The organism is Phreatobacter aquiterrae (assembly GCF_053471285.1).
The window spans coordinates 62183-84600 of sequence record NZ_JBJPHW010000013.1; the positions used below are offsets into that span (position 1 = coordinate 62183).

The window sequence follows — 22418 nt, forward strand, 5'->3', positions numbered from 1 at the left end:
GATGGACCAGCAAAGGACCGGCGGCATTGCGATCAGGCGCGCCGTCGGTGACGATCTCGGCTTCATCGTGGAGACCGAGCGCATTCCCGAGCACGCGGGGCTGATCGGCCGCTGGAGCGCTGAACGCCACACCGCGTCCATGACGTCCGATGACTTCGCCTATCTGATCGCACTGGAGGAGGGTCGGCCTGCCGGATTCGCCATCCTGCGCGACTTGGCCGATCCGCACGGCAATGTCGGACTGCAGCGCATCGCCATGGTCGAACCGGGCAGGGGGCGGGGTCGGGCCTTCCTCTCTGCGGTCCTCGACTGGACCTTCGCGCAGACGCCGTGCCACCGGCTGTGCCTCGAGGTGTTCACCGACAATGCGCGCGCCAGGCGGGTCTATCGCAGCCTCGGCTTCGTCGAGGAGGGCGTGCTGCGGCAGGTTGTGCGCCGCCCCGACGGGCGGCGCGCCGACCAGTTTCTGATGTCGATCCACAGACCGGAATGGTCAAACCGGACGAGGCCGACGTTTCTCGATCCCGCGGTTCGTTGAACGGTCGTCGATCCGTTCTCTTGTCAGTCTTACGGCCCGCGCGGCCCGTCCGCCGAACGTCTCTGACGAGTTGTGCTTGACTGGCGAGATTGTAAATGTAAATTGCTTTCATATTTCATTATGAGGCACCGATGACGCTTGCTCCCCTTCTGGCCGCCCCCCTGGTCGTTCAGCTTCATGCGTGTGCCGCCCTTGCTCTCATCCCGCTGACGGCGGTCCAGTTCTGGCGGCCGAAGAGGGGGCCAAGCCACCGCTCGCTGGGCTGGGCCTGGGTGGTGCTCATGGCCGTCACGGCTGTCTCGTCCTTCTGGATCCACGGCCTTCGGCTGATCGGCCCCTTCAGCCCGATCCATGCGCTGTCCATCTTCACGCTGGTCAGTCTTTATTTCGGCATCCGGGCGCGCCGGCTGGGGCGCATCACGGCCCATCGCGGCCATATGGTTGGGATCGCTGCCGGTTGGGCGGGGGCAGGGCTCTTTACCCTCCTTCCCGGACGCATCATGTTCCAGATGGTCTTCGGCAACTGACGGCGTCAGGTTCTGAGAGCCGCGCGTACGCCGTCCATGACGAACTGAACGGCCAGCGCGGCGAGGATGATGCCGAGCAGCCGCGAGACCACGGCATTGCCGAGCGTTCCGAGCAGCGTGTTCACCGCCTCCGCCATGTGGAGGCAGAGCCAGGAGACGAGCACGACCACGGCCAGCACGGCGATCAGCGTCGCCATCATGGCGGTGTTTCCGGCCGCCTGTCCGGCCAGCAGCAGCGTCGCGGTGATGGCTCCGGGGCCGGCCAGAAGCGGGATGGCCATCGGGAAGGCCGCCACGTTGACGATGTGCTCCTTGTCGATGGCCTCGCGCGCCGTCTCGCTCTTGCGGTTCGCCCGCAGCCCGAACACCATCTCGAAGGCGATCCAGAAGACGAGCAGCCCGCCGGCGATGCGGAAGGCCGGCAGCGAGATGCCGAGCTTGCGCAGCAGCCAGTCGCCGAAGAAGGCGCAGGCCGACAGGATGAGGAAGGCGATGAGACAGGCGCGCCAGGCGACCTGCCGCCGCTGCGCCGCCGAGAAGCCCTGCGTGACCGCCAGGAAGATCGGCACCAGGGCGATCGGCTCGACGATAACGAACATCGTGACGAGGGCGCCGGTCAGGAACTCGACGGTCATGGGGCCCTCATTTCGCCTCTCGAACCGGGGGATTGTTGCCGTTTGCGGCCTGCGTCGTCCACAGGCCTGATACGACTGTCGCCAAGTTGCGGAAATCAAAGGACATTTCTCTGTCGCGAAATCGTCGCGAGAGTTGGAGATGTCAGGCGGAATCGGCTAGAAGGGCCGCAGTCCTGCGGGTGCCTTTCGCCCGCCCCACCGGAAGAGTTCTCTTGGCAGACGACGACGACAAGACGCCGGCGGGCTCCCAGCCCTCCGACCCGACCGAAATCCGGCCGATCTCGATCACCGACGAGATGCGGCGGTCCTATCTCGACTACGCGATGAGCGTCATCGTCAGCCGCGCGCTTCCCGATGCGCGCGACGGCCTGAAGCCGGTACATCGCCGCATCCTCTATTCGATGCACGAGAACGGCTACGAGTGGAACAAGCCTTACCGCAAGTCGGCCCGCGTCGTCGGCGACGTCATCGGTAAATATCATCCGCACGGCGACCAGTCGGTCTATGACGCGCTGGTCCGCATGGCGCAGGACTTTTCCATGCGCGTCGAACTGATCGATGGGCAGGGCAATTTCGGCTCGGTGGACGGCGATCCCCCGGCGGCCATGCGCTACACCGAGGTGCGCCTCGAGAAAATCGCCGACCAGCTCGTGTCCGATCTCGACAAGGCCACCGTCGACTTCCAGGACAATTACGACAACTCCGAGCGCGAACCGAAGGTCCTTCCCGCCAAGTTCCCCAACCTCCTGGTGAATGGCGGCGGCGGCATCGCCGTGGGTATGGCTACCAACATCCCGCCGCACAACCTCGGCGAGGTCATCGACGCCTGCATCGCGACGATCGCCAAGCCCGAGATCGAGATCGAGGAGTTGATGGACTACGTGCCGGGGCCGGATTTTCCGACCTCCGGCCTCATCCTCGGCCGGACCGGCATCCGTCAGGCCTATCTGACCGGCCGCGGCTCGGTCGTGATGCGCGCGCGCGCCACCATCGAGACGGTGCGCAAGGAGCGCGAGGCGATCATCGTCACCGAAATTCCCTATCAGGTGAACAAGGCGCAGATGCTGGAGCGCCTGGCCGAACTGGTGCGGGAAAAGCGCGTCGAGGGCATTGCCGAATTCCGCGACGAGAGCGACCGCGAGGGCATGCGCATCGTCATCGAGCTGAAGCGCGACGCCGTGTCGGACGTCGTGCTCAACCAGCTGTTTCGCTTCACCGCCCTTCAGCAGAGCTTCGGCTGCAATTTCGTGGCGTTGAACGGCGGCCGTCCGGAGGTGATGAACCTCAAGGACCTCATCGTCACCTTCATCGCCTTCCGCGAGGAGGTGGTCTCCCGACGCACCAAGTTCCTGCTCGGCAAGGCGCGCGATCGCGCCCACGTGCTGTGCGGACTCGCCATCGCCGTCGCCAACATCGACGAGATGATCCGCATCATCCGGACCTCGCCCGATCCGGCCGCCGCCCGTGAGGCCCTGATGGGCCGCGACTGGGACGCGCGCGACATCGCGCCGTTGATCCGCCTGGTCGACGATCCGCGCCATCCGCTCAATGAGGACGAGACCTATCGTCTCTCCGAGGTTCAGGCCCGCGCCATTCTCGAGCTGCCGCTGAGGCGCCTGACCGCCCTAGGCCGCGACGAGATCGGCGACGAGTTGAAGACCCTGTCGGAGGAGATTCTCGACTATCTCGACATCCTGCGCTCGCGCGCCCGCATCCTTTCGATCATCACCGACGAGTTGAAGGCGGTGCGCGACGAGTTCGCGACGCCGCGCAAGACGGAGATCGTCGATGGCATCGGCGAGTTCGAGGACGAGGACCTCATCGCCCGCGAGGACATGGTCGTCACCGTGTCGCACGCCGGCTACGTCAAGCGCGTGCCGCTCTCGACCTACCGGGCGCAGCGCCGCGGCGGCAAGGGCCGCTCCGGCATGCAGACCAGGGACGAGGATTTCGTCACCCGCCTCTTCGTCGCCAACACGCACACGCCGATCCTGTTCTTCTCCTCGAAGGGGCAGGTCTACAAGATGAAGGTCTGGCGCCTGCCGCTGGCGGCCCCGCAGGCGCGCGGCAAGGCCTTCGTCAACATCCTCCCGCTCGAGCAGGACGAGCGCATCACCACCATCCTGCCGCTGCCGGAAGACGAGACGACCTGGGGCGATCTCGACGCCATGTTCGCCACGACCCGCGGCACGGTGAGGCGCAACAAGCTTTCCGATTTCGTCCAGGTGAACCGCGGCGGCAAGATCGCCATGAAGCTGGACGAGGGCGAAGGGATCGTCGGCGTCGCCGTCTGCACCGAGGGCGACGACGTGCTGCTCACCACCGCGCTCGGGCAGTGCATCCGCTTCCCCGTTCCCGACGTGCGTGTCTTCAAGGGCCGCGACTCCATGGGCGTTCGGGGCATCACGCTGGCCGAGGATGACCGCATCATCTCCATGGCCATCCTGCGCCACTTCGAGGCGGTGTCGGAAGAGCGTTCCGCCTACCTGAAGATGCGCCGCGCCATTGCCGGCGAGGCGAGCACGGGAGAGGAGGTCGGCGACGACGAGGAGGCGGCAGGCAACGGCGAACTGCCCGCCGAACGCTACGCGGAGATGTCGGCGGCCGAGCAGGTCGTGCTGACCATCTCGGAGAACGGCTACGGCAAGCGCACCTCGTCCTTCGAGTACCGCATCACCGGCCGCGGCGGCAAAGGCATCGTCGCCATGGCGGTGAACGAGCGCAACGGGCGCCTGGTGGCCTCGTTCCCCGTCGAGGATCGTGACCAGATCATGCTGGTTACAGACGGCGGCCAGCTCATCCGCTGCCCCGTGGCAGGCATCCGCGTCGCCGGGCGCGGCACGCAGGGCGTCATCGTCTTCGACACCTACGAGACCGAGAAGGTCGTCTCCGTCGAGCATATCTCCGACGAGGGAGAGGATGACGAGGCGGTCGAGGGCGAAGATCTGCCGGAGGACGGCGGCGAGAGCTGATCGCGCGCTTTCGGGAGGTCAGACCTTTTCGAGCGGATGATGGGGTTCGGGGGGCAGGGTGACCGCGATTCGGTCACCCACGGTCACGCGGCCACCGGCGATGACGATGCCCATGATTCCGGCCTTGCGGACGAGCTTTCCATCCGAATCGCGGTCGAGGACCGCCTGCATCAGCCCGTCCTGGAACCGGTCCATCTGGATACAGGGGTTGCGCAGCCCCGTGATCTCGATGACCGCACCATTGATGGCGAGGTGAGTTCCCGTCGGCAGGGCGAGCAGGTTCAGTCCACGGGTCGTGATGTTTTCGCCGAGATCGGCCGGCGCGACATTGAAGCCCTTGGCTGACAGCTCGACGAACAGCTCCTCGTGAATCAGATGGACCTGCCGCAGGTTCGGCTGCGTCGGATCGAAGCGGGCCCGTGACCGGTGTTTCACCGTGACGCCGCAATGGGCGTCGCCCGCCACGCCCTCGCCGGCGATGAGCCTGATGGTGTCCGTTCGCTCCTTGGAGAAGCGGTGGCGGCGATCGAGACTGACGGAAACGACGCTGGCCATGGGTCCTCCGCTTCGCCGGGATGGCGCCCTTCTGCCGGCTTCGCCGCGTTCTGTCACGGTGCAATGACGGCGGCGGCCCCTGCGTCTCCGGCGATGGACCTTCGCCGCCGGCTCCCCTAAACGGGGCGGATGTCCCGAACAGTGCTTTTCGATCTCGACGGAACCCTCACCGATCCCGCGCCCGGAATTATCGGGTCGTTCCGCAAGGCTCTGGTCGATCTCGGTCACGAGCCGCCACCCTTCGAGGAGCTCGGCTGGATCATAGGGCCGGCCCTGCGGCTGTCCTTTCCGAAGGTCATGGGGGAGGGCAGCGACGCTGAGGCCGCGGTGGAGCGCTACCGGGTCCACTACCGCGCCGGCGGCATGTACGACCTGACGCTCTACGACGGCATGATGGAGGCGGTCACGGCTATTGGGGCCGCCTCGGACCGCATGTTCGTCTGCACAGCCAAGCCAGAGCCCTATGCGGTGCCGATCGTCGAGCGCTTCGGCTATGCGCCGCATTTCGAGCGGGTCTACGGAGCGGCGCTGGACGGCAGCCTCGACGACAAGGCCGACATCATCGCCAAGATCATCGCCGAGCAGGGGATCCATCCCGCCCGCACCGTGATGATCGGCGACCGGTTGCACGACATCCACGCCGCGCAGCGCCACGGCATCGCCTCCATCGGCGTCGCCTGGGGCTATGGTGGAGTCGAGGAACTGACGCAGGCCGGGGCGACGGCGATCTGCGAGCGGCCAATGGATTTGCCGGCCGTGGTCGCGGGGATGGCGATCTGACCTCGCCGCGCCTTGCACTCGCCGCCCTGATCGTGTAGTGCCCGGCCCATTCCACACGCGGACCCGCGGCTGAGGACGATTGTCCATTGCCGCTCCGGTGGTGACGGATCCCATTCGGGGTCGGCCATAGTCCGCGGAGGCACAACCGGAGAAGACCATGGCGCTGCCCGATTTCAGCATGCGTCAGCTTTTGGAAGCTGGCTGCCACTTTGGCCATCAGGCCCACCGCTGGAACCCGAAGATGAATCAGTACATCTTCGGCGTCCGCAACAACATCCACATCATCGACCTCGCCCAGACCGTGCCGATGCTGCATCGCGCGCTCGTCGCCGTGTCCGACACGGTGGCCAAGGGCGGCCGCGTGCTGTTCGTCGGCACCAAGCGCCAGGCCCAGGAAGGCATCGCCGCTGGCGCCAAGCAGTGCGCCCAGTACTACGTCAATTCCCGCTGGCTCGGCGGCACGATGACCAACTGGAAGACCGTTTCGGGTTCGATCTCGCGCCTGCGCAAGCTTGACGAGGCTCTGGCCTCGGGCGGCGCCGGTTACACCAAGAAGGAATCGCTGACGCTTGGCCGCGAGAAGGACAAGCTCGAACGCGCCCTCGGCGGCATCAAGGACATGGGCGGCGTTCCCGACCTGATGTTCGTGATCGACACCAACAAGGAGGCGATCGCCATCCTCGAGGCCCGTCGCCTCGGCATTCCGGTGGTCGCCATCGTCGACACCAACTGCGATCCGGACGGCATCACCTATCCGATCCCGGGCAATGACGACGCCGGCCGCGCCATCACGCTGTACTGCGACCTGATCGCCCGCGCCGCCATCGACGGCATCGGCCGCGCCCAGGGTTCGTCGGGCATGGATCTCGGTGCCTCCGAGAAGCCGATGGTCGAGGATATCCAGGAGGCCGCTGCGCCCACCGGTGTCGAGCGTCTCGCCGGCCCCCGCGGCCCGGCCGATGAACTCATCAAGCTCACCGGCGTGTCGCCGGAGATCGAGAAGCAGCTCAACGACCTCGGCATCTTCCACTACTGGCAGGTCGCCGGCTTTACCCCGGACGACGCCGCCGCGATCGGCGACAGTGTCGGTCTGCCGGGCCGCGTCCAGGGCTGGATCGACCAGGCCAAGACGCTGGTCGACGCCGAAGCGGCCTGATCGAGGCCCAAGCCGGCGTCATCCGCCCGACATCGAACTGGTGTCGAGCGGAGATCGGTTCTGAGTTCCGGCCGGCTCGCTCCCGCGGGCCGGCCGTTTCCCATCCCATCCCTACCAATTCGAGGACAGACCCATGGCGAACATCACCGCCCAGATGGTCAAGGAACTGCGCGAAATGACCGGCGCAGGCATGATGGACTGCAAGTCCGCGCTCAATGAGACCGACGGTGACATCGAAGCCGCGGTCGACCTGTTGCGCAAGAAGGGCCTGTCGAAGGCCGCCAAGAAGGCCGGCCGTGTCGCCGCCGAGGGCCTCGTCGGCATCTGGGCCGATGGCGCCAGGGCCGCCGTGGTCGAGGTGAACTCCGAGACCGACTTCGTCGCCCGCAACGAACAGTTCCAGGGCCTCGTGAAGATGATCGCCCATGTCGCGCTGAAAGCCGGCGGCGACGTCGACGCCATTCTCGCCGCTCCCGCCACCTCCGGCGGCAGCATCGCCGACGCGATCGCGTCCTCGGTCGCGACCATTGGCGAGAACATGTCGCTGCGCCGCGCGGCGGTTCTGTCGGTGTCGGACGGCGTCGTCGGCAGCTACGTCCACAATGCTGTGGAGCCCGGTCTCGGCAAGATCGGCGTGCTGGTGGCGCTCGAATCGACCGGCAGCAAGGACGAACTGGCGGCTCTCGGGCGCATGGTGGCGATGCATGTCGCTGCCGCCAACCCGCTCGCCCTCGACTTCGCCGGTCTCGATCCGGCCGTGGTCGCCCGCGAGCAGGCGATCCTCGCGGAGAAGAACGCCGGCAAGCCGGAGAACGTGCTCGCGAAGATCGTCGAGTCCGGCCTGAAGACCTATGCCAAGGAGGTCTGCCTCCTGGACCAGCTCTACATCCACGACGGCGGCAAGACGGTTGCCCAGTCGCTGAAGGAGGCCGAGGGCAAGGTCGGCGCCCCGATCAAGCTGACGGGCTTTGCGCGCTATGCGCTCGGCGAGGGCATCGAGAAGGCCGAGAGCGACTTCGCGGCGGAAGTCGCGGCGCAGGCCGGCATCAAGGCCTGACCGGACGGCCACCGCGAAATCAGAAAGGGGCGGGCAACCGCCCCTTCTATTTTGTCAGGCCCCACCCAGCGCGTCCTCGACGTCGCGCAGCCTGTCCTTGCCGAAATACATGTCGCGCCCGATGAAGAAGGTCGGAACGCCGAAGGCGCCGCGGCCGACCGAGGCCTCGGTATTGGCGATGAGCTGAGCCTTGACGTCGGCGGCCGACGCACTTTCCAGGATCGCCGCGCCGTCAAGGCCGGAGGCCTCCATGGCGGTCCGGAAGACAGCGGGATCGTCCATCTTCTTCGGCTCCTCCCACATGTGGTGGAAGGCCGCCTCGACATAGGGAGCGAGCGTTCCGGCCTTGTCGGCGGCGACGGCGCCGCGCATCAGCAGCAGCGTGTTGACCGGGAAGAAAGGGTTCATGCGGAAGCGCGTCAGCCCGTGCCTCTCGATGAAGCGCCGCATCTCCAGGCGCTCGTAGTCCAGCTTGTTGCGGATTCCGGCGAAAGCCTCGAAGGGGGAGCGATTGTTGGTCACCTTGAAGATACCGCCGAGCAGCACGGGCACGTAGCGGACTGTTGCGCCGGTGCGCGCCGCGATCCCGGGCAGGACCCTATGGGCGAAATAGGCGTTGGGGCTGGCAACATCGAAATGGAAGTCGAGCGCTTTCGGGCCGTCTGCCGCCATCGAATCCTCCCACACCGCCGGATCGGCCATCACCATCGCTCCCCATAGGGCCTGATGTCGAGTTCGTGGGTCCACGCGTCGCGCGGCTGGGCGTGCAACTGCCAGTAGGTCTCGGCGATCGACGCCGGGTCCATCAGTTCGTCGGGGGCAAAGGTCTCCTGGCCGGTGCGCTGGCGCCGCAGATCGCGGACGAAGGCGGTATCGACCCCGGCATCGATGACGAGATGGGCGACGTGGATGTTCTGCGGGCCGAGCTCGCGCGCCATGCTCTGCGCAACAGCGCGCAGGCCGGCCTTGGCGCTGGCAAAGGCGGCATAGCCGATGCCACCGCGCAGGCTTGCGGTCGCGCCGGTGAAGAAGATGGAGCCGCGGCCGCGCGGCGCCATGATCCGCGCTGCCTCCCGGCCGGCGAGAAAGCCTGAATAGCAGGCCATTTCCCAAACCTTTCGAAACACTCTTTCGGTCGTCTCGAGGATGGGGAAATGGACGTTCGCGCCGACATTGAAGATGCAGACCTCGAGCGGCGCCTGGGCATCGGCCTCCGCGAGAAATGCGGTGACCTCGTCCTCCTTGCGGGCATCGAGGGCGCGGCCGAAGCAGGTTCCGCCGGCCGCCGCGATCTCATCCACGAGCGGTTTGAGCCGGTCGGCTGTGCGACGGCCAGCAAAGACCGCATAGCCTCCCGCGGCGAAGCGTCTGGCGATAGCGGCGCCGATATGGTTCCCGGCGCCAATGATGGCGAGGCTGGCCTGCGGCTTGGACATGGTCGGCTCTCCCATCCGGCTCGTCGACGATGCCAGGGCAGCCTATATGGTGTATCAGCACGATGCCAAGGGGTCGGAGGGACCGGCGATGCGCCCGCCACGCTTGGCCAGCGTGCAGGGTGGTTGCGTCGAGCCAGCATTGCGCTAAACCCCAGCGGAATGTGTCGTCACGACCAAGACGAATCGGGGGATGGGATGGCCGGGTCACGCTACGGGCGCGCACTGGTGAAAGTGTCCGGCGAAGCCCTGTCGGGTGACCAGGAGTTCGGTTTTGATCCGAAGACCGTGCGGGCGATTGCCGAGGATCTGATCACAGCCGCAAGGGCCGGGACCGGCATCGCCGTCGTCGTCGGCGGCGGCAACATCTTCCGTGGCAAGCAGATCGCCGGGATCGGGCTCAGCCGGGTCGATGCGGATGCCATCGGGCGGCTCGCCACGGTGATGAACGCCATCGCGCTGGCCGGGCAGATCAATGCCCTCGGCTATCCGGCTGTTGCGATGTCGGCCGAACCGGTGCCGGAAGCCCTCGACGTCTATACGGTGCGCCACGCGCTGGCGCACCTCGTGGCCGGCCGCATCGTGGTGCTTGGCGGCGGCATCGGTGTGCCGCTCCTCACCACCGATACGACCGCGACTATGCGGGCCGTCGAACTCGGCTGCGACGTCGTGCTCAAGGGCACCAATGTCGACGGGATCTATTCGGCGGACCCGAAGACGGACCCGAACGCCGAGCGCTTCGACCGCCTGACGGCCGACGAAGCTATCGCGCGCGACCTCAAGGTGATGGATACGGCCGCCTTCGCGCTTGCCCGCGAGAACCGACTTCCGATAATCGTGTTCTCCCTCGACGCTCCCGGCGCCGTCGCGTCGGTGCTGGCGGGCGAGGGCCGTTGCACCGTGGTCACGGTCTGACCGCGCATACGACTTCCCGCGGATATCTCCGCGCAATCTCCAAGAGGCGTACCCCATGGCCGCGTCCCCGACCTTCGACCTCGCCGACATCACGCGGCGGATGCAGAGTTCGATCGCCTCGTTCAAGCACGAACTGGGCACGCTCCGCACCGGCCGCGCCTCGCCGAACCTGCTCGACCCGATCCAGGTCGAGGCCTACGGCCAGAGCATGCACATCAACCAGGTGGCCACCGTGAGCGTGCCCGAGCCGCGCCTTCTTTCGGTGCAGGTCTGGGACCGGGCCATGGTCGGGCCGGTCGAGAAGGCGATCCGCGAGTCGAGCCTCGGCCTCAATCCGCAGACCGAGGGCCAGGTGATCCGCCTGCGCATTCCCGAACTGACGCAGGATCGCCGCAAAGACATGGTGAAGGTCGCCCACAAATATGCGGAAGGTGCCCGTGTCGCCGTGCGTCACATCCGGCGCGACGGGATGGATGTCCTGAAGGCCAAGGAAAAGGACCATTCGATGAGCGAGGACGAACATGTCCGCGCCGCCGATCAGGTCCAGAAGGAAACCGACAAGCACATCGCCGAGATCGACCAGCTGCTGACGCAGAAGGAAAAAGAGATCATGACAGTGTGATCCCGGATCGGACGTGACGATGGCGGACAGACAGGGCCTGGCAATAGATCAGGGCGCACCCAAGGGTGTGCCCGCGGCCCTTCCGCGCCACGTCGCCATCATCATGGACGGCAACGGCCGCTGGGCCACCCAGCGCGGCCTGCCGCGTGTCGAGGGACACCGGCGCGGCGTCGACGCGCTGCGGCGCACCCTTCGCGCCGCCCGCGAAATCGGCATCGAGATCGTCACCATCTATTCCTTCTCGTCGGAGAACTGGTCTCGCCCGGCGACCGAGGTTTCGGCCCTGATGGGTCTCCTGAAGCGTTTCATCCGCAATGATCTCGCCGAACTGCACGAAGCCGGCGTACGGGTGAAGATCGCCGGCGACCGGACCAGCCTGGAGCCGGACATTCGCGCGCTGCTGACGGAAGCCGAGGCGCTGACCGCCGGCAACACGCGCCAGACGCTGATCGTGGCCTTCAACTACGGGGCGCGCCAGGAGATCGCGGCAGCGGCGCGCACCCTGGCCGAGGAGGTCGCGCGGGGCGAGCGCCTGCCTTCGTCGATCACCCCCGAGGCCATCGAGGCGAAGCTGAATACCGCCGGCATTCCCGATCCGGACCTCGTCATCCGCACGTCGGGGGAGATGCGCCTGTCCAACTTCCTGATGTGGCAGGCCGCCTATGCGGAACTGGTGTTCCAGCCCATCCTCTGGCCGGACTACGGCCGGGAGGCGCTGCTGGAGGCGCTGGCCGAATATGCGCGTCGCGACCGGCGGTTCGGCGGCCTCGGTGCGGCAGGCGCTTGATCATGGATCCCGACCAGCGACCGGCCGGCGCCTTCTCCGACCCCGACCTGAAGAAGCGGATCGTCTCTGCGCTGGTGCTGATCCCGGTGGCCATCTTCACTGCATGGCTCGGCGACTGGCCCTTCGCGCTGCTCTGGCTGTGCGGGGCAGCCCTCGTCCTGTGGGAATGGAACCGGCTCGTCCTGCCCACCGCACCGCCCATCCTGTTCGCCGGCGAGGTCGTGGCGCTCGCCGTGGCGCTCGGGCTCGAACGCTATTTCCTCAATCCGGGCTTCGCCATGATCGCTCTGGGTGCCGGGGCCGGCCTTGCCCTCGCCCTGAGCCCGCAGGGGCGGTCTCGCTGGGCGATCGCAGGCCTCCTCTATGCGGCGGCCGTCGTGCTGGGACCGACCATCCTGCGTGACGACAACAGCCTCGGCTTCGTCGCCATCCTCTGGCTCTTCGCCGTGGTCTGGGGAACCGACGTCGCCGCCTATTTTGCCGGACGTTCCCTCGGCGGACCCAAGCTCTGGCCCCGGCTGTCACCAAAGAAGACATGGTCCGGCTTCATCGGCGGCACCATCGTCGGCACGCTCATCGCGCTCGCGGTGGTGCGGATCTCCGGCGTTCCGGTGAGCCTCGGCCTGGCGCTGGCGACCTGGGCCATTTCGGCGCTCAGCCAGGGCGGCGATCTGTTCGAGTCCTCCGTCAAACGGCGCTTCGCGGCCAAGGATGCCGGTTCGATCATTCCCGGCCATGGCGGCGTGATGGACCGCCTGGACGGCTTCCTCGTCGCGGCCGTTGCAGCCGCAGCTCTCGGCCTGATGCGGGGGGGCGTCGCCAGTCCCGCCTCCGGCCTTCTGTTGTGGTGAGTCCATGCGGTCGCTGACGATCCTCGGCGCCACCGGCTCGGTGGGCACCAGCACCCTCGACCTCGTCGCGCGCCACCGCGGCCGTTTTCGCATCGAGGCGGTGACGGCGAAGAGCGATGCGGTAGGTCTCGCGCGGATCGCGCTGGAGCACGGAGCGCGGTTTGCCGCCGTCGCCGATCCGGCAGCCTATGGCGCGTTGAAGGCTGCGCTGTCGGGGAGCGGCATCGAGGCCGCGGCCGGTGACGAGGCCGTGGTCGCCGCCGCCGCACGGCCCGCCGACATCGTTCTGGCGGCCATCTCGGGAGCTGCGGGGGTCGCGCCGGTCCTGGCCGCGATCGAGGCGGGCACGACGATAGCGCTCGCCAACAAGGAAAGCCTGGTGGCGGCCGGTGACCTCGTCATGGGCGCGGCCGCCCGCAAGGGCGTCACGATCCTGCCGGTCGATTCCGAGCACAACGCCGTCTTCCAGGCGCTCGCCGGGTCGCGCATGGACGATGTCGAGATGGTGTGGATTACCGCCTCGGGCGGCCCGTTCCGCACCTGGACGGCCGAGGCTATCGCGCGCGCCCGGCCCGAGGACGCGCTGAAACACCCGAACTACGCCATGGGCGCCAAGGTGACCGTGGACTCGGCGAGCCTGATGAACAAGGGTCTCGAACTCATCGAGGCCCACCACCTCTTCGGCCTGTCGCCCGACCGCCTCAAGGCGCTGATCCACCCGCAGCAGGTGGTGCACGGCATGGTGGGCTATCGCGACGGGTCAGTCGTCGCCCAGCTGGGCGCCGCCGACATGCGGGTGCCGATCGCCCATTGCCTCGGCTATCCCGAGCGGATCGACGGGCCGGCGCGCCGGCTCAATCTGGCCGAGATCGCCAGCCTCACTTTCGAGGAGCCGGATCTTGCCCGGTTCCCGGCCTTGCGGCTCGCCATCGAGGCGATGGAGGCCGGGGGGAGGGCGCCCACCGTGCTCAACGCGGCCAACGAGGTGGCGGTCGAGGCGTTCCTGTCCCGCCAGATCGGCTTCTCCGACATCCCGCGCATCACCGGGTCTGTCCTCGCCGCTGAGGGGGCTGGCCCCGCTCCGGCCACATTGGGCGATTTATGGTTGATTGACCATGCTGCGAGAGACCGGGCGAAGGCCACTATGCTTAACGCTACGGCTGCGGCATCTTGAACGCGGGAGGGTATGAGTCCGGGATTTCCAGGGTTCATATTCATGGGACATTGCAATGAACGTCGTTTCCGCTCTGGGCGGATGGGGCCAGACCTTGATCTGGATCATCATCCCGTTCCTCTTCGTCCTGACCGTCGTGGTGTTCTTCCACGAACTCGGGCACTTCTGGGTCGCCCGCCGCAACGGCGTGCGGGTGGAAGTGTTCTCGATCGGCTTCGGCCGTGAACTCGCAGGCTTCAACGACCGTCACGGCACGCGCTGGAAGCTCTGCGCCATACCCCTCGGCGGCTACGTGAAGTTCTACGGCGATGCCGATGCCGCCTCGACGCCCGACTTCGAGACGGCCTCGGCAATGACCGAGCAGCAGCGGTCCGAGAGCTTCTTCCACAAGTCCCTCGGACAGCGCGCGGCGATCGTCGCGGCCGGTCCGATCGCCAATTTCATTCTCGCCATAGTCATCTTCGCCGGCGTCTTCACGCTCTTCGGCAAGCCGATCACCTCGCCGCGGGTGGAGACCATCGTCGCCGGCAGCGCCGCGGAGAAGGCAGGCTTCCAGCCGGGCGATCTCGTCCTGTCGATTGGTGGCAGGCCGATCGAGAGCTTCTCCGACATGCAGCGCATTGTCGGCTCCAGCGCCGGCGACACGCTCGCCATCAGCGTGCAGCGCGACGGTCGGCAGATGGACCTGACCGCCGTTCCCACGGTCTTCGAGTTCAAGGACCGCTTCGGCGGCACGCACCGGATCGGCCGTCTCGGAATCTCGCGGTCCAACCAGCCCGGCGACACGCAGATCCGCCGCTACGATCCCTTCACCGCCACCTGGATGGGCGTCAAGGAAACCTGGTTCGTGGTTGAGCGGACCTTCGCCTATCTCGGCGGCGTGATCATGGGCACCCAGAGCGCCGACCAGCTCGGCGGCCCGATCAGAATCGCTCAGGTCTCGGGAGAGGCGGCGCAGATCGGATTCGTCGCACTGTTGAGCCTTGCCGCGCTCATTTCCGTCTCCATCGGACTGCTCAACCTGTTCCCCATTCCGATGCTGGATGGCGGCCATCTCGTCTTCTACGCCATTGAGGCCGTGCGTGGTCGCCCGATGAGCGAAAAGTCCCAGGAAATGGCGTTCCGCTTCGGTTTGGCATTGGTTCTGATGCTGATGATCTTCGCCACCTGGAACGATATTCGCGGGCTCGTCGGCTGATGGCAGGCGTGGCGATCCGGCAACGCACATCGAAAAACCGGCCGAGGCCGGGCGGTGCGGTTTGCACCGCCGGGCAAACCGGTTACAAGCGTCTCGCCCGGGAGGAATCCATGGGTGGTTCGCGTTCGCGTGAAACCGACATACCAAACAGACAGGCGCGTGCTTCATGACTTCTTTCGCTCGGACGGTCCGAACGGTCGTGATCGCAGGGACGATGACCGCAGTTGGCGTGGTGATGGCCACGACCGCGGGTATCGGTCTCTCGACCCAGGTCAACGCGCAGTCGGCGTCGTCGATCGTCGTGCAGGGCAACCGCAGGATCGAGGCCGACACGGTCCGCTCCTACTTCTCGACCGCGCCAGGTGAGCCGCTGACGGCCGCCCGCGTCGACGAGGCGATCAAGGCGATGTACGCCACCGGCCTGTTCCGCGACGTGCGCGTCAGCCGCCAGGGCGGCCGGCTCGTCGTCCAGGTTGCCGAAAACGAGGTCATCAACCGCGTGGCCTTCGAGGGCAACCGCCGCCTGAAGACCGAACAGCTCCAGGGCGAGATCGAGTCACGGGCCCGCGGCACCTTCTCCCGGGCCACCGTCCAGTCCGATACCCAGCGTCTCTATGACGTCTATCGCCGCACCGGCCGCTACGAGGTCGAGATCGTTCCGAAGACCATCGAGCAGCCGAACGGCCGCATCGACCTCATCTTCGAGATTAACGAGGGCAAGAAGGCCGGCGTCCGCTCAATCAATTTCATCGGCAACAACGCCTTCGGCCGGCAGCGTCTGCTCGACGTGATGTCGACGGCCGAGTCGGGCATCCTCTCGTGGATCAAGTCGAACGACGTCTATGACGCCGATCGCCTTAATGCCGACCAGGAGGCCATCCGCCGCCTCTACCTGCGCGCCGGCTATGTCGACATGCGCATCCTGTCGGCGCGCGCCGACTTCGATCAGGCCGCCAACACCTTCGTGATCAACATCGAGATCGAGGAAGGTCCGCAGTATCGGATCGGCACTGTCGATATTCAGTCGAACATCCGCGACATCGATGCGGCGACCCTGCGTGGGGCGCTGAAGACCCGGTCGGGCTCGGTCTATAACGTCGAACTGGTCGACAAGTCGCTCGAGGACGTGACCCTCGAGGTCGCCCGCCGCGGCTACGCCTTCGCTGCCGTCCGGCCCCGCGGCGAGCGCGATCCTTCGACGCTGACCGTCAACCTCGTCTATGTCGTCGAGGAAGGCCCGCGGGTCTATGTCGAGCGCATCAACGTGCGCGGCAACACCCGCACCCAGGATCGCGTCATCCGCCGCGAGTTCGACATGGCGGAAGGCGATGCCTACAACCGCGTTCTGGTCGACCGCGCCGAGCGCCGCCTGAAAAACCTCGGCTTCTTCAAGGAAGTGAAGATCACCACCGAGCCGGGCTCGGCGGCTGACCGCGTCATCGTCAATGTCGAGGTTCAGGACCAGCCGACGGGCGCCTTCTCGATCGCCGGCGGCTATTCGACAGCTGACGGCTTCATCGCCGAAGCCTCGGTGGAGGAGCGCAACTTCCTCGGCCGCGGTCAGTTCGTCCGTCTCGGCGGCATGTTCGGCCAGCGCTCGCGCGGCGTGAACTTCTCATTCACCGAGCCCTTCCTGATGGACTACCGTCTGTCGGGTGGCTTCGACCTGTTCTACCGCCATACCAGCCGGGCGACCTATCAGCCCTTCGAGTCGACCTCCTATGGCGGCACGCTGCGCCTCGGCGTTCCGATCACCGAGCATTTCGCCCTGCAACTGCGCTACAGCGCGGTGTCGCAGCGCATCTCGATCCGCGACGATCAGACGAACTGCTATTCCAGTTACAATGGTCACCTCAAGCAATACACGGATCCCGTTACCGGCAACGTCTCGTATCTTGAGCCTGGCGACCCACGTACTTCCGGTTTGACGCCTGGCAATGATGCCTATCTTCAGCCGGATGGAACCGTTGGGACTACTGTTAGCCCGAATCCCTATACCTGCTTGCACGACGGCGAGGCCTCGGCCGCGCTGCGCGCCATTAGCGGCAGGACGCGCTTCATCTCGATGTTCGGCTATTCGCTGGTCTATTCGAACCTCGATCGCGCCATCAATCCGAGCCAGGGCCTCTATGCGGAGCTCCGGCAGGACATCGCCGGTGCCGGCGGCAATGCCCGCTTCATCCGCACCACGGGCGACGCGCGCTACTACCACGACCTGACCAACGACTGGATCGCCATGCTGCGCGTCCAGGGCGGCCACATCATGGGCCTCGGCGGCAAGCTCGACTCGGTCGACCAGTTCTTCATGGGTCCGGAACTCGTGCGCGGCTTCCAGACGGCCGGCATTGGCCCGCGGGACTTCGCCATCGCCAATGCGGCAAATGGGATGGGACTGACCCGCGCTGCCGATGCGGTCGGTGGCACCATGTACTGGGGCGCCTCGGCCGAGGTGACCTTCCCCATCACCTTCCTGCCGAAGGACTTCGGCATGCGAGGCGCGCTCTATGCGGATGCCGGCTCGGTCTGGGGCTACAACTCGATCACGTCGTACAATACGGGCGGCGGTATCCTGCCGGTGACGCTGGACGGTTCGGACGCCCACAAGATCCGTTCCTCGGTGGGCGTCGGCCTCCTGTGGAACTCGCCCTTCGGCCCGATCCGCTTCGACTATTCCTTCGTCCTGTCCAAGGCGAAGGGTGACCAGACGCAGGCCTTCCGCTTCTCGGGCGGCACGCGCTTCTGACCGACGGCGTCCCGAGACTGTTCGGGACGCTCAGGTCCCTGGCGGGATGATCATGGCGGAACCTCAGTTCCTTATTCCGGCCGAGGCGATGACCGTCGCCTCGGTCGCCGCGTTTCTGAAGGCCGACTGGGCAGGGAACGACGGCGAGCGGCCGATCCGGCGGGTCGCAGCGCTCTCCAACGCGGCGGGCGATTGCCTGACCTTTCTCGACAATCCGAAATATGCAACCCAGCTTTCAGGAACGAAGGCGGCGGCCTGTCTTGTCTCGGCACGCCAGCGTGATCTGGTGCCCCACGGCGTCGCCGCCATTGTCGTTGCACATCCGCACGCGGCCTTCGTCTCGGTCTCGCGCAAGCTCTATCCGCAGGCCCTCAGGCCGCAGTCGCTGTTCGGAGCGACCGGTGTATCGCCCGGCGCAATGATCCATCCGAGCGCACGACTGGAGGCGGGTGTCGTTGTCGATCCCGGCGTGGTGATCGGTCCGGGGGCCGAGATCGGTTCCGGAACCATCATCTCCGCCGGTGCTGTGGTCGGGCCGGGTGTCCGGATCGGCCGTGACTGCGCCATCGGTCCGCATGTCTCGCTCGTCCACGCGCTGCTCGGCAACCGCGTCATCGTCCATGCCGGCGTGCGCGTCGGCCAGGATGGCTTCGGCTTCGAGCTCGGCCGGATGAAGCATGCGAAGGTGCCGCAGATCGGACGCGTCATCATCCAGGATGACGTGGAGATCGGCGCCAATTCGACGGTCGATCGCGGCCATGTACTCGATACGGTGATCGGCGAGGGCACGAAGATCGACAATCTGGTGCAGATTGCCCACAACGTCGAGATCGGACGCCATTGCGTCATCGTCAGCCAGGTCGGCATCTCCGGATCGGCGAAGCTTGGCGATTTCGTCATGTTGGGCGGCCAGGTGGGCGTCAACAACCACGTGACGGTGGGCAGCGGCGCGCAGATTGCGGCGACCTCGATCGTCAAGGATGATGTGCCGGAAGGGGCGCGCTGGGGCGGCCGGCCGGCGAAGCCCGTGCGGGACTGGTTTCGCGAGATTGCCGCGGTGGAGCGTCTCGCCCGGTCCGGCCAGGCTAAACAGGGGCAGGGGGAGGCTTCCTGACGATGGACGACACGACGAGCACCAGCATCGACACCGTCGGCATTCAGAAGATCCTCGCCACGCTGCCGCACCGCTATCCGTTCCTGCTCATCGACCGGATCGAGCGGATGCGCGGCGACGAGTTCGGTGTCGGGATCAAGAACGTCACCGCGAACGAGCCTCAGTTCATGGGGCACTTTCCGGGCAATCCGATCATGCCGGGCGTTCTGATGATCGAGGGTATGGCGCAGACGGGCGGCGTCATGGCGCTGACCTCCGCCGGTGGCACGGGCAAGCTGGTGTTCTTCATGACCATCGACAAGGCGAAGTTCAGGAAGCCCGTCACGCCCGGCGACAGGGTCGAGTATCACATGACGAAGATCGCCCGGAAGCGCAGCATCTGGTTCTACCGCGGCGAAGCCTTCGTCGACGGCAAGCTGGTGGCCGAGGCCGAACTCTCCGCCATGCTGGCGGACGCCTGAGATGACGGATCGCCCGACCGACATTCACCCGCTGGCCTATGTATCACCGGCGGCGCGGCTCGGGGCGGGGGTGCGCATCGGCCCGTTCTGCACCGTCGGGCCCGACGTCGAACTCGGCGACGGCGTGACGCTGCATTCCCATGTCAATCTCGACGGCCGGAGCGCCATCGGCGCACGCACCGAGATCTACCCCTTCGCCTCGATCGGCACGCCGCCGCAGGACCTCTCCTACAAGGGCGAGCCGACGACGGTGAGCATCGGGGAGGACTGCGTCATCCGCGAGAGCGTCACCGTCAACCGCGGCACGCCGAAAACCGGCGCGACGGTGATCGGCGACCGCTGCTTCCTGATGGCCTATGCCCATGTGGCCCATGACTGCCGGGTCGGCAACAATGTCATCTTCGCCAATGCGGCGACGATCGGCGGCCATGTGAAGGTCGGCGACTACGTCTTTCTCGGCGGCTTGTGCGCGGTGCACCAGTTCACCCGGATCGGCGATTTCGCGATGATCGGCGGTGTCACCGGGGTCAAGGACGACGTCATTCCCTATGGCATGGCCTTCGGCGCCAACGGCACGTCCGGGGAGTTGATCGGGCTCAACGTCGTCGGCATGAAACGGCGGGGCCTCCTCCGCGAGGACGTCCGTGTTGTGCGCGCCTGCTACGAGACACTGTTCTACGGCGTCGGCACCTTCGCGGAACGGCTTGCCGACGCGACGGCCGCCTATCGCGACCATCCGGCGGCCGGCCGGCTCATCGCCTTCATCGAGGCCGGAGACAAGCGGCCAGTGATGATGGCAGCGCCCAAGAAGACCCGTGCGGCGGGTGCGGGCTCTCTTCCGTCCGATGACTGAGACGACCCCGCTCGGGATCATCGCGGGGGCGGGGAGCTTCCCGCTGGCCCTCGCGCGGGCAGCAACCGCCCAGGGCCGCCCGGTCTTCGGTCTGCTGCTCAAGGGCATTGCCGGCCGCGAGCTTGAGGCCTACCCCCATGCCTGGGTCGGGATCGGCCGCTTCGGCGCCATGGTCGGCCATGCCCGCAAGGCCGGATGCCGCGATCTCGTGCTGATCGGCTCTCTCGTTAGACCCTATCTTTGGACGACAATCCCCGACCTCGGCGCGCTCAGGGCCCTTCCCGAACTGGTCCGGCTCTACCGGGGCGGAGACGACCATCTCCTGCGCGGGATCGCCGCAATCTTCGAGCGCCAGGGGTTCCGCCTGCTGGCCGCCCAGGACGTCGCCCCGGAGCTGCTGATGCCGTCGGGTCCGCTTGGCGCCAGGACCCCGGGCGACGACGACTGGGCCGACATCGCGGTCGGCTGTCGCGCGATCGCGGCGCTCGGCCCGTATGACGTCGGCCAGGGCATGGTGATCGGCCAACGGCGGATCGTCGCCGTGGAGGGGGCCGAGGGCACTGACGGCATGCTGGAGCGCTGTGCGGCCATGCTGGAGGGCGGGCGCCTAAGGTGGCCGCGCGGCAACGGCATTCTGGTCAAGGCGCCGAAGCCCGGGCAGGACCGGCGCGTCGATCTGCCTGCCATCGGACCGGCGACAGTGGAGAAGGCCGCCGCAGCCGGCCTGCGCGGCATTGCGGTGGTGGCGGGATCGACGCTCGTTGTCGACATGCAGGAGGTCATCCGGACCGCGGACCGGCTCGGGCTCTTCGTGGTCGGCGTCGCAGGGCAGGCGGCGGCATGACGGCGCCCGCGCTCGATGTCTTCATGATCGCGGGTGAGAACTCGGGCGATCAACTCGGCGCACACCTCATGGATGCGCTGGTCAGCATGTATCCCGGCGAGATCAGGTTCCGCGGCGTGGGCGGACTGCGCATGGAGGCGCGCGACCTGGCGTCCCTGTTCCCGATGACCGAGTTATCGCTGATCGGTATCACGTCGATCATCGTTCATATTCCGGCCGTGCTGCGCCGGATGCGCGAGACGGTGCAGGCCATCGTGGCCGAGCCACCCGACGTGCTCGTGCTGATCGACAGTCAGGGGTTCAACCGGCGGGTGGCAAGGCGCGTGCGTGCGCTGCGACCGGACATTCCGATCGTCTTCTACGTCTCGCCGACCGTTTGGGCCTGGCGCTCCGGCCGTGCCGCGAAGATGCGACCCTATGTCGATCATCTCCTCGCGCTGCTGCCTTTCGAGCCCGAGGTGCATCGGCGGCTCGGTGGCCCGGCCTGCACCTATGTCGGCCATCCGATTTCCGAGCGACTCGCCGACCTTCGCCCGAACGATGCAGAGGCGCGGCGGCGCGATGAGACGCCGCCCGTCGTGCTGGTCCTGCCCGGCAGCCGGCGGCAGGAAATCGTCAGGCTATCGTCTCTCTTCGCAGAGGTGCTCGCTCGTGTCACGGCGCAGACGGGGCCCATCGACTGGGTTTTGCCGGCGGTGCCGCAGTATCGCGAACTCATCGCGGAGACGATTGCCGGCTGGCCTGTCCGCCCGCGGATCGTCGATGGCGAAGCCGCCAAGTTCGCCGCGTTCCGCTCCGCTCGCGCTGCGCTCGCCTGTTCGGGGACCGTGACGCTGGAACTGGCTGTCGCCAGCGTGCCGCAGGTGGTTGCCTACCGGACCGGATGGCTGGAAGCGCAGATTGCGCGCCGGCTCATCAGTGCCGACACCGCGGTCCTCGCAAACCTGGTGATCGGTGAAAAGGTGGTCCCCGAGTTCCTGCAGGAATACGCCACGATCGATGCGGTGACCGCCGCCCTCGCCGCCATCATCGTCGACGGGCCGGAGCGCGAGCGGCAGACAGCTGCCTTTTCCCGGCTCGACGCCATCATGGACTTTGCCGGCGAGGCTCCCAGCGACAAGGCCGCGCGCATCGTTCTTGACTGCGCCGCCGGTCCGGCGCGCGCTGGCTGACGCCGCGCAGCCCGTCTGAAAGCAAACGGGG

At 66.7% G+C, this 22418-nt stretch carries 22 protein-coding genes; 18 read left to right on the forward strand and 4 right to left on the reverse strand.

Annotation, left to right across the window (positions count from 1 at the left end):
* Nucleotide 1 precedes the first annotated feature (1 nt).
* Together ACJ4V0_RS18170 and ACJ4V0_RS18175 are read left to right on the forward strand one after the other, a co-directional pair.
* On the forward strand, nt 2–538 hold the full coding sequence (locus tag ACJ4V0_RS18170) for a GNAT family N-acetyltransferase (RefSeq protein ID WP_448301014.1): 537 nt from the start codon (nt 2–4) through the stop codon (nt 536–538).
* Nucleotides 539–669: 131 nt separating this feature from the next.
* Nucleotides 670–1065, forward strand: a complete 396-nt coding sequence (locus ACJ4V0_RS18175; RefSeq protein ID WP_448301015.1) for a DUF2306 domain-containing protein — start codon at nt 670–672, stop codon at nt 1063–1065.
* 5 nt (nt 1066–1070) lie between these two features.
* Here the strand turns inward: ACJ4V0_RS18175 and ACJ4V0_RS18180 are convergent, their stop codons facing one another.
* Nucleotides 1071–1700: a MarC family protein gene (locus ACJ4V0_RS18180; RefSeq protein ID WP_448301016.1), complete on the reverse strand. Its 630-nt coding sequence runs from the start codon at nt 1698–1700 to the stop codon at nt 1071–1073.
* Between the two features lie 296 nt (nt 1701–1996).
* Between ACJ4V0_RS18180 and gyrA the strand changes: the two genes are divergently transcribed.
* On the forward strand, nt 1997–4672 hold the full coding sequence (gene gyrA, locus ACJ4V0_RS18185; RefSeq protein ID WP_448301077.1) for a DNA gyrase subunit A: 2676 nt from the start codon (nt 1997–1999) through the stop codon (nt 4670–4672).
* Between the two features lie 18 nt (nt 4673–4690).
* Here gyrA and ACJ4V0_RS18190 read toward each other — a convergent pair whose 3' ends face one another.
* Nucleotides 4691–5227 carry an MOSC domain-containing protein gene (locus tag ACJ4V0_RS18190; protein WP_448301017.1) on the reverse strand — a complete coding sequence of 179 codons (537 nt, stop codon included), beginning with the start codon at nt 5225–5227 and terminating at the stop codon, nt 4691–4693.
* A 129-nt stretch (nt 5228–5356) separates the two neighbouring features.
* Here ACJ4V0_RS18190 and ACJ4V0_RS18195 point away from each other — a divergent pair, with 129 nt between their 5' ends.
* From ACJ4V0_RS18195 to tsf, 3 genes are all read left to right on the forward strand, one after another.
* Nucleotides 5357–6007, forward strand: a complete 651-nt coding sequence (locus ACJ4V0_RS18195; protein ID WP_448301018.1) for an HAD hydrolase-like protein — start codon at nt 5357–5359, stop codon at nt 6005–6007.
* A gap of 157 nt (nt 6008–6164) precedes the next feature.
* Complete coding sequence (locus tag ACJ4V0_RS18200) at nt 6165–7163, forward strand: 30S ribosomal protein S2 (protein ID WP_448301019.1); 999 nt, start codon at nt 6165–6167, stop codon at nt 7161–7163.
* 133 nt (nt 7164–7296) lie between these two features.
* Complete coding sequence (gene tsf, locus ACJ4V0_RS18205; protein WP_448301020.1) at nt 7297–8220, forward strand: translation elongation factor Ts; 924 nt, start codon at nt 7297–7299, stop codon at nt 8218–8220.
* A 54-nt stretch (nt 8221–8274) separates the two neighbouring features.
* Here tsf and ACJ4V0_RS18210 read toward each other — a convergent pair whose 3' ends face one another.
* Together ACJ4V0_RS18210 and ACJ4V0_RS18215 are read right to left on the reverse strand one after the other, a co-directional pair.
* Nucleotides 8275–8922 carry a 2-hydroxychromene-2-carboxylate isomerase gene (locus tag ACJ4V0_RS18210; RefSeq protein ID WP_448301021.1) on the reverse strand — a complete coding sequence of 216 codons (648 nt, stop codon included), beginning with the start codon at nt 8920–8922 and terminating at the stop codon, nt 8275–8277.
* Nucleotides 8922–9656: an SDR family NAD(P)-dependent oxidoreductase gene (locus ACJ4V0_RS18215; protein ID WP_448301022.1), complete on the reverse strand. Its 735-nt coding sequence runs from the start codon at nt 9654–9656 to the stop codon at nt 8922–8924. The genes ACJ4V0_RS18210 and ACJ4V0_RS18215 overlap by 1 nt, the downstream gene beginning before the upstream one ends.
* 195 nt (nt 9657–9851) lie before the next feature.
* Between ACJ4V0_RS18215 and pyrH the strand changes: the two genes are divergently transcribed.
* The 12 genes from pyrH (at nt 9852) to lpxB (ending at nt 22387) form a co-directional block, all read left to right on the forward strand.
* Nucleotides 9852–10568 (forward strand): UMP kinase, encoded by a 717-nt coding sequence (gene pyrH / locus ACJ4V0_RS18220; protein ID WP_448301023.1) that lies wholly within the window; start codon nt 9852–9854, stop codon nt 10566–10568.
* 55 nt (nt 10569–10623) lie between these two features.
* Nucleotides 10624–11190 carry a ribosome recycling factor gene (gene frr / locus ACJ4V0_RS18225; protein WP_448301024.1) on the forward strand — a complete coding sequence of 189 codons (567 nt, stop codon included), beginning with the start codon at nt 10624–10626 and terminating at the stop codon, nt 11188–11190.
* A gap of 19 nt (nt 11191–11209) precedes the next feature.
* Nucleotides 11210–11977, forward strand: a complete 768-nt coding sequence (locus tag ACJ4V0_RS18230) for an isoprenyl transferase (RefSeq protein WP_448301025.1) — start codon at nt 11210–11212, stop codon at nt 11975–11977.
* Between the two features lie 2 nt (nt 11978–11979).
* A complete protein-coding gene (locus ACJ4V0_RS18235) occupies nt 11980–12828 on the forward strand; it encodes a phosphatidate cytidylyltransferase (RefSeq protein ID WP_448301026.1) in 849 nt (282 codons plus the stop codon).
* A gap of 4 nt (nt 12829–12832) precedes the next feature.
* Complete coding sequence (gene dxr / locus ACJ4V0_RS18240; RefSeq protein ID WP_448301027.1) at nt 12833–14002, forward strand: 1-deoxy-D-xylulose-5-phosphate reductoisomerase; 1170 nt, start codon at nt 12833–12835, stop codon at nt 14000–14002.
* 55 nt (nt 14003–14057) lie between these two features.
* A complete protein-coding gene (gene rseP, locus ACJ4V0_RS18245; protein WP_448301028.1) occupies nt 14058–15200 on the forward strand; it encodes an RIP metalloprotease RseP in 1143 nt (380 codons plus the stop codon).
* A gap of 214 nt (nt 15201–15414) precedes the next feature.
* Nucleotides 15415–17943, forward strand: coding sequence for an outer membrane protein assembly factor BamA (gene bamA / locus ACJ4V0_RS18250; protein WP_448301029.1), 2529 nt, complete (start codon nt 15415–15417; stop codon nt 17941–17943).
* Nucleotides 17944–17995: 52 nt separating this feature from the next.
* A complete protein-coding gene (gene lpxD / locus ACJ4V0_RS18255; protein ID WP_448301030.1) occupies nt 17996–19057 on the forward strand; it encodes a UDP-3-O-(3-hydroxymyristoyl)glucosamine N-acyltransferase in 1062 nt (353 codons plus the stop codon).
* Between the two features lie 2 nt (nt 19058–19059).
* On the forward strand, nt 19060–19518 hold the full coding sequence (fabZ, locus tag ACJ4V0_RS18260; protein WP_448301031.1) for a 3-hydroxyacyl-ACP dehydratase FabZ: 459 nt from the start codon (nt 19060–19062) through the stop codon (nt 19516–19518).
* 1 nt (nt 19519) lies between these two features.
* On the forward strand, nt 19520–20371 hold the full coding sequence (gene lpxA / locus ACJ4V0_RS18265; protein WP_448301032.1) for an acyl-ACP--UDP-N-acetylglucosamine O-acyltransferase: 852 nt from the start codon (nt 19520–19522) through the stop codon (nt 20369–20371).
* Nucleotides 20364–21215, forward strand: coding sequence for an LpxI family protein (lpxI, locus tag ACJ4V0_RS18270; protein ID WP_448301033.1), 852 nt, complete (start codon nt 20364–20366; stop codon nt 21213–21215). The genes lpxA and lpxI overlap by 8 nt, the downstream gene beginning before the upstream one ends.
* The gene (lpxB, locus tag ACJ4V0_RS18275) at nt 21212–22387 is read left to right on the forward strand and encodes a lipid-A-disaccharide synthase (RefSeq protein ID WP_448301034.1); all 1176 of its coding nucleotides are present in this window, start codon (nt 21212–21214) and stop codon (nt 22385–22387) included. The genes lpxI and lpxB overlap by 4 nt, the downstream gene beginning before the upstream one ends.
* The last annotated feature ends 31 nt before the right edge of the window (nt 22388–22418 follow it).

Coding starts and splice junctions, on each gene's coding strand:
- lpxB (WP_448301034.1), top strand. CDS start 21,212: ATGACGGCGCCCGCGCTCGATGTCTTCATGATCGCGGGTGAGAACTCG.
- pyrH (WP_448301023.1), top strand. CDS start 9,852: ATGGCCGGGTCACGCTACGGGCGCGCACTGGTGAAAGTGTCCGGCGAA.
- ACJ4V0_RS18230 (WP_448301025.1), top strand. CDS start 11,210: ATGGCGGACAGACAGGGCCTGGCAATAGATCAGGGCGCACCCAAGGGT.
- ACJ4V0_RS18180 (WP_448301016.1), bottom strand. CDS start 1,700: ATGACCGTCGAGTTCCTGACCGGCGCCCTCGTCACGATGTTCGTTATC.
- gyrA (WP_448301077.1), top strand. CDS start 1,997: ATGCGGCGGTCCTATCTCGACTACGCGATGAGCGTCATCGTCAGCCGC.
- tsf (WP_448301020.1), top strand. CDS start 7,297: ATGGCGAACATCACCGCCCAGATGGTCAAGGAACTGCGCGAAATGACC.
- ACJ4V0_RS18235 (WP_448301026.1), top strand. CDS start 11,980: ATGGATCCCGACCAGCGACCGGCCGGCGCCTTCTCCGACCCCGACCTG.
- bamA (WP_448301029.1), top strand. CDS start 15,415: ATGACCGCAGTTGGCGTGGTGATGGCCACGACCGCGGGTATCGGTCTC.
- ACJ4V0_RS18175 (WP_448301015.1), top strand. CDS start 670: ATGACGCTTGCTCCCCTTCTGGCCGCCCCCCTGGTCGTTCAGCTTCAT.
- frr (WP_448301024.1), top strand. CDS start 10,624: ATGGCCGCGTCCCCGACCTTCGACCTCGCCGACATCACGCGGCGGATG.
- fabZ (WP_448301031.1), top strand. CDS start 19,060: ATGGACGACACGACGAGCACCAGCATCGACACCGTCGGCATTCAGAAG.
- ACJ4V0_RS18190 (WP_448301017.1), bottom strand. CDS start 5,227: ATGGCCAGCGTCGTTTCCGTCAGTCTCGATCGCCGCCACCGCTTCTCC.
- rseP (WP_448301028.1), top strand. CDS start 14,058: ATGAACGTCGTTTCCGCTCTGGGCGGATGGGGCCAGACCTTGATCTGG.
- lpxD (WP_448301030.1), top strand. CDS start 17,996: ATGGCGGAACCTCAGTTCCTTATTCCGGCCGAGGCGATGACCGTCGCC.
- ACJ4V0_RS18195 (WP_448301018.1), top strand. CDS start 5,357: ATGTCCCGAACAGTGCTTTTCGATCTCGACGGAACCCTCACCGATCCC.
- ACJ4V0_RS18200 (WP_448301019.1), top strand. CDS start 6,165: ATGGCGCTGCCCGATTTCAGCATGCGTCAGCTTTTGGAAGCTGGCTGC.
- ACJ4V0_RS18215 (WP_448301022.1), bottom strand. CDS start 9,656: ATGTCCAAGCCGCAGGCCAGCCTCGCCATCATTGGCGCCGGGAACCAT.
- lpxI (WP_448301033.1), top strand. CDS start 20,364: ATGACTGAGACGACCCCGCTCGGGATCATCGCGGGGGCGGGGAGCTTC.
- ACJ4V0_RS18170 (WP_448301014.1), top strand. CDS start 2: ATGGACCAGCAAAGGACCGGCGGCATTGCGATCAGGCGCGCCGTCGGT.
- ACJ4V0_RS18210 (WP_448301021.1), bottom strand. CDS start 8,922: ATGGCCGATCCGGCGGTGTGGGAGGATTCGATGGCGGCAGACGGCCCG.
- lpxA (WP_448301032.1), top strand. CDS start 19,520: ATGACGGATCGCCCGACCGACATTCACCCGCTGGCCTATGTATCACCG.
- dxr (WP_448301027.1), top strand. CDS start 12,833: ATGCGGTCGCTGACGATCCTCGGCGCCACCGGCTCGGTGGGCACCAGC.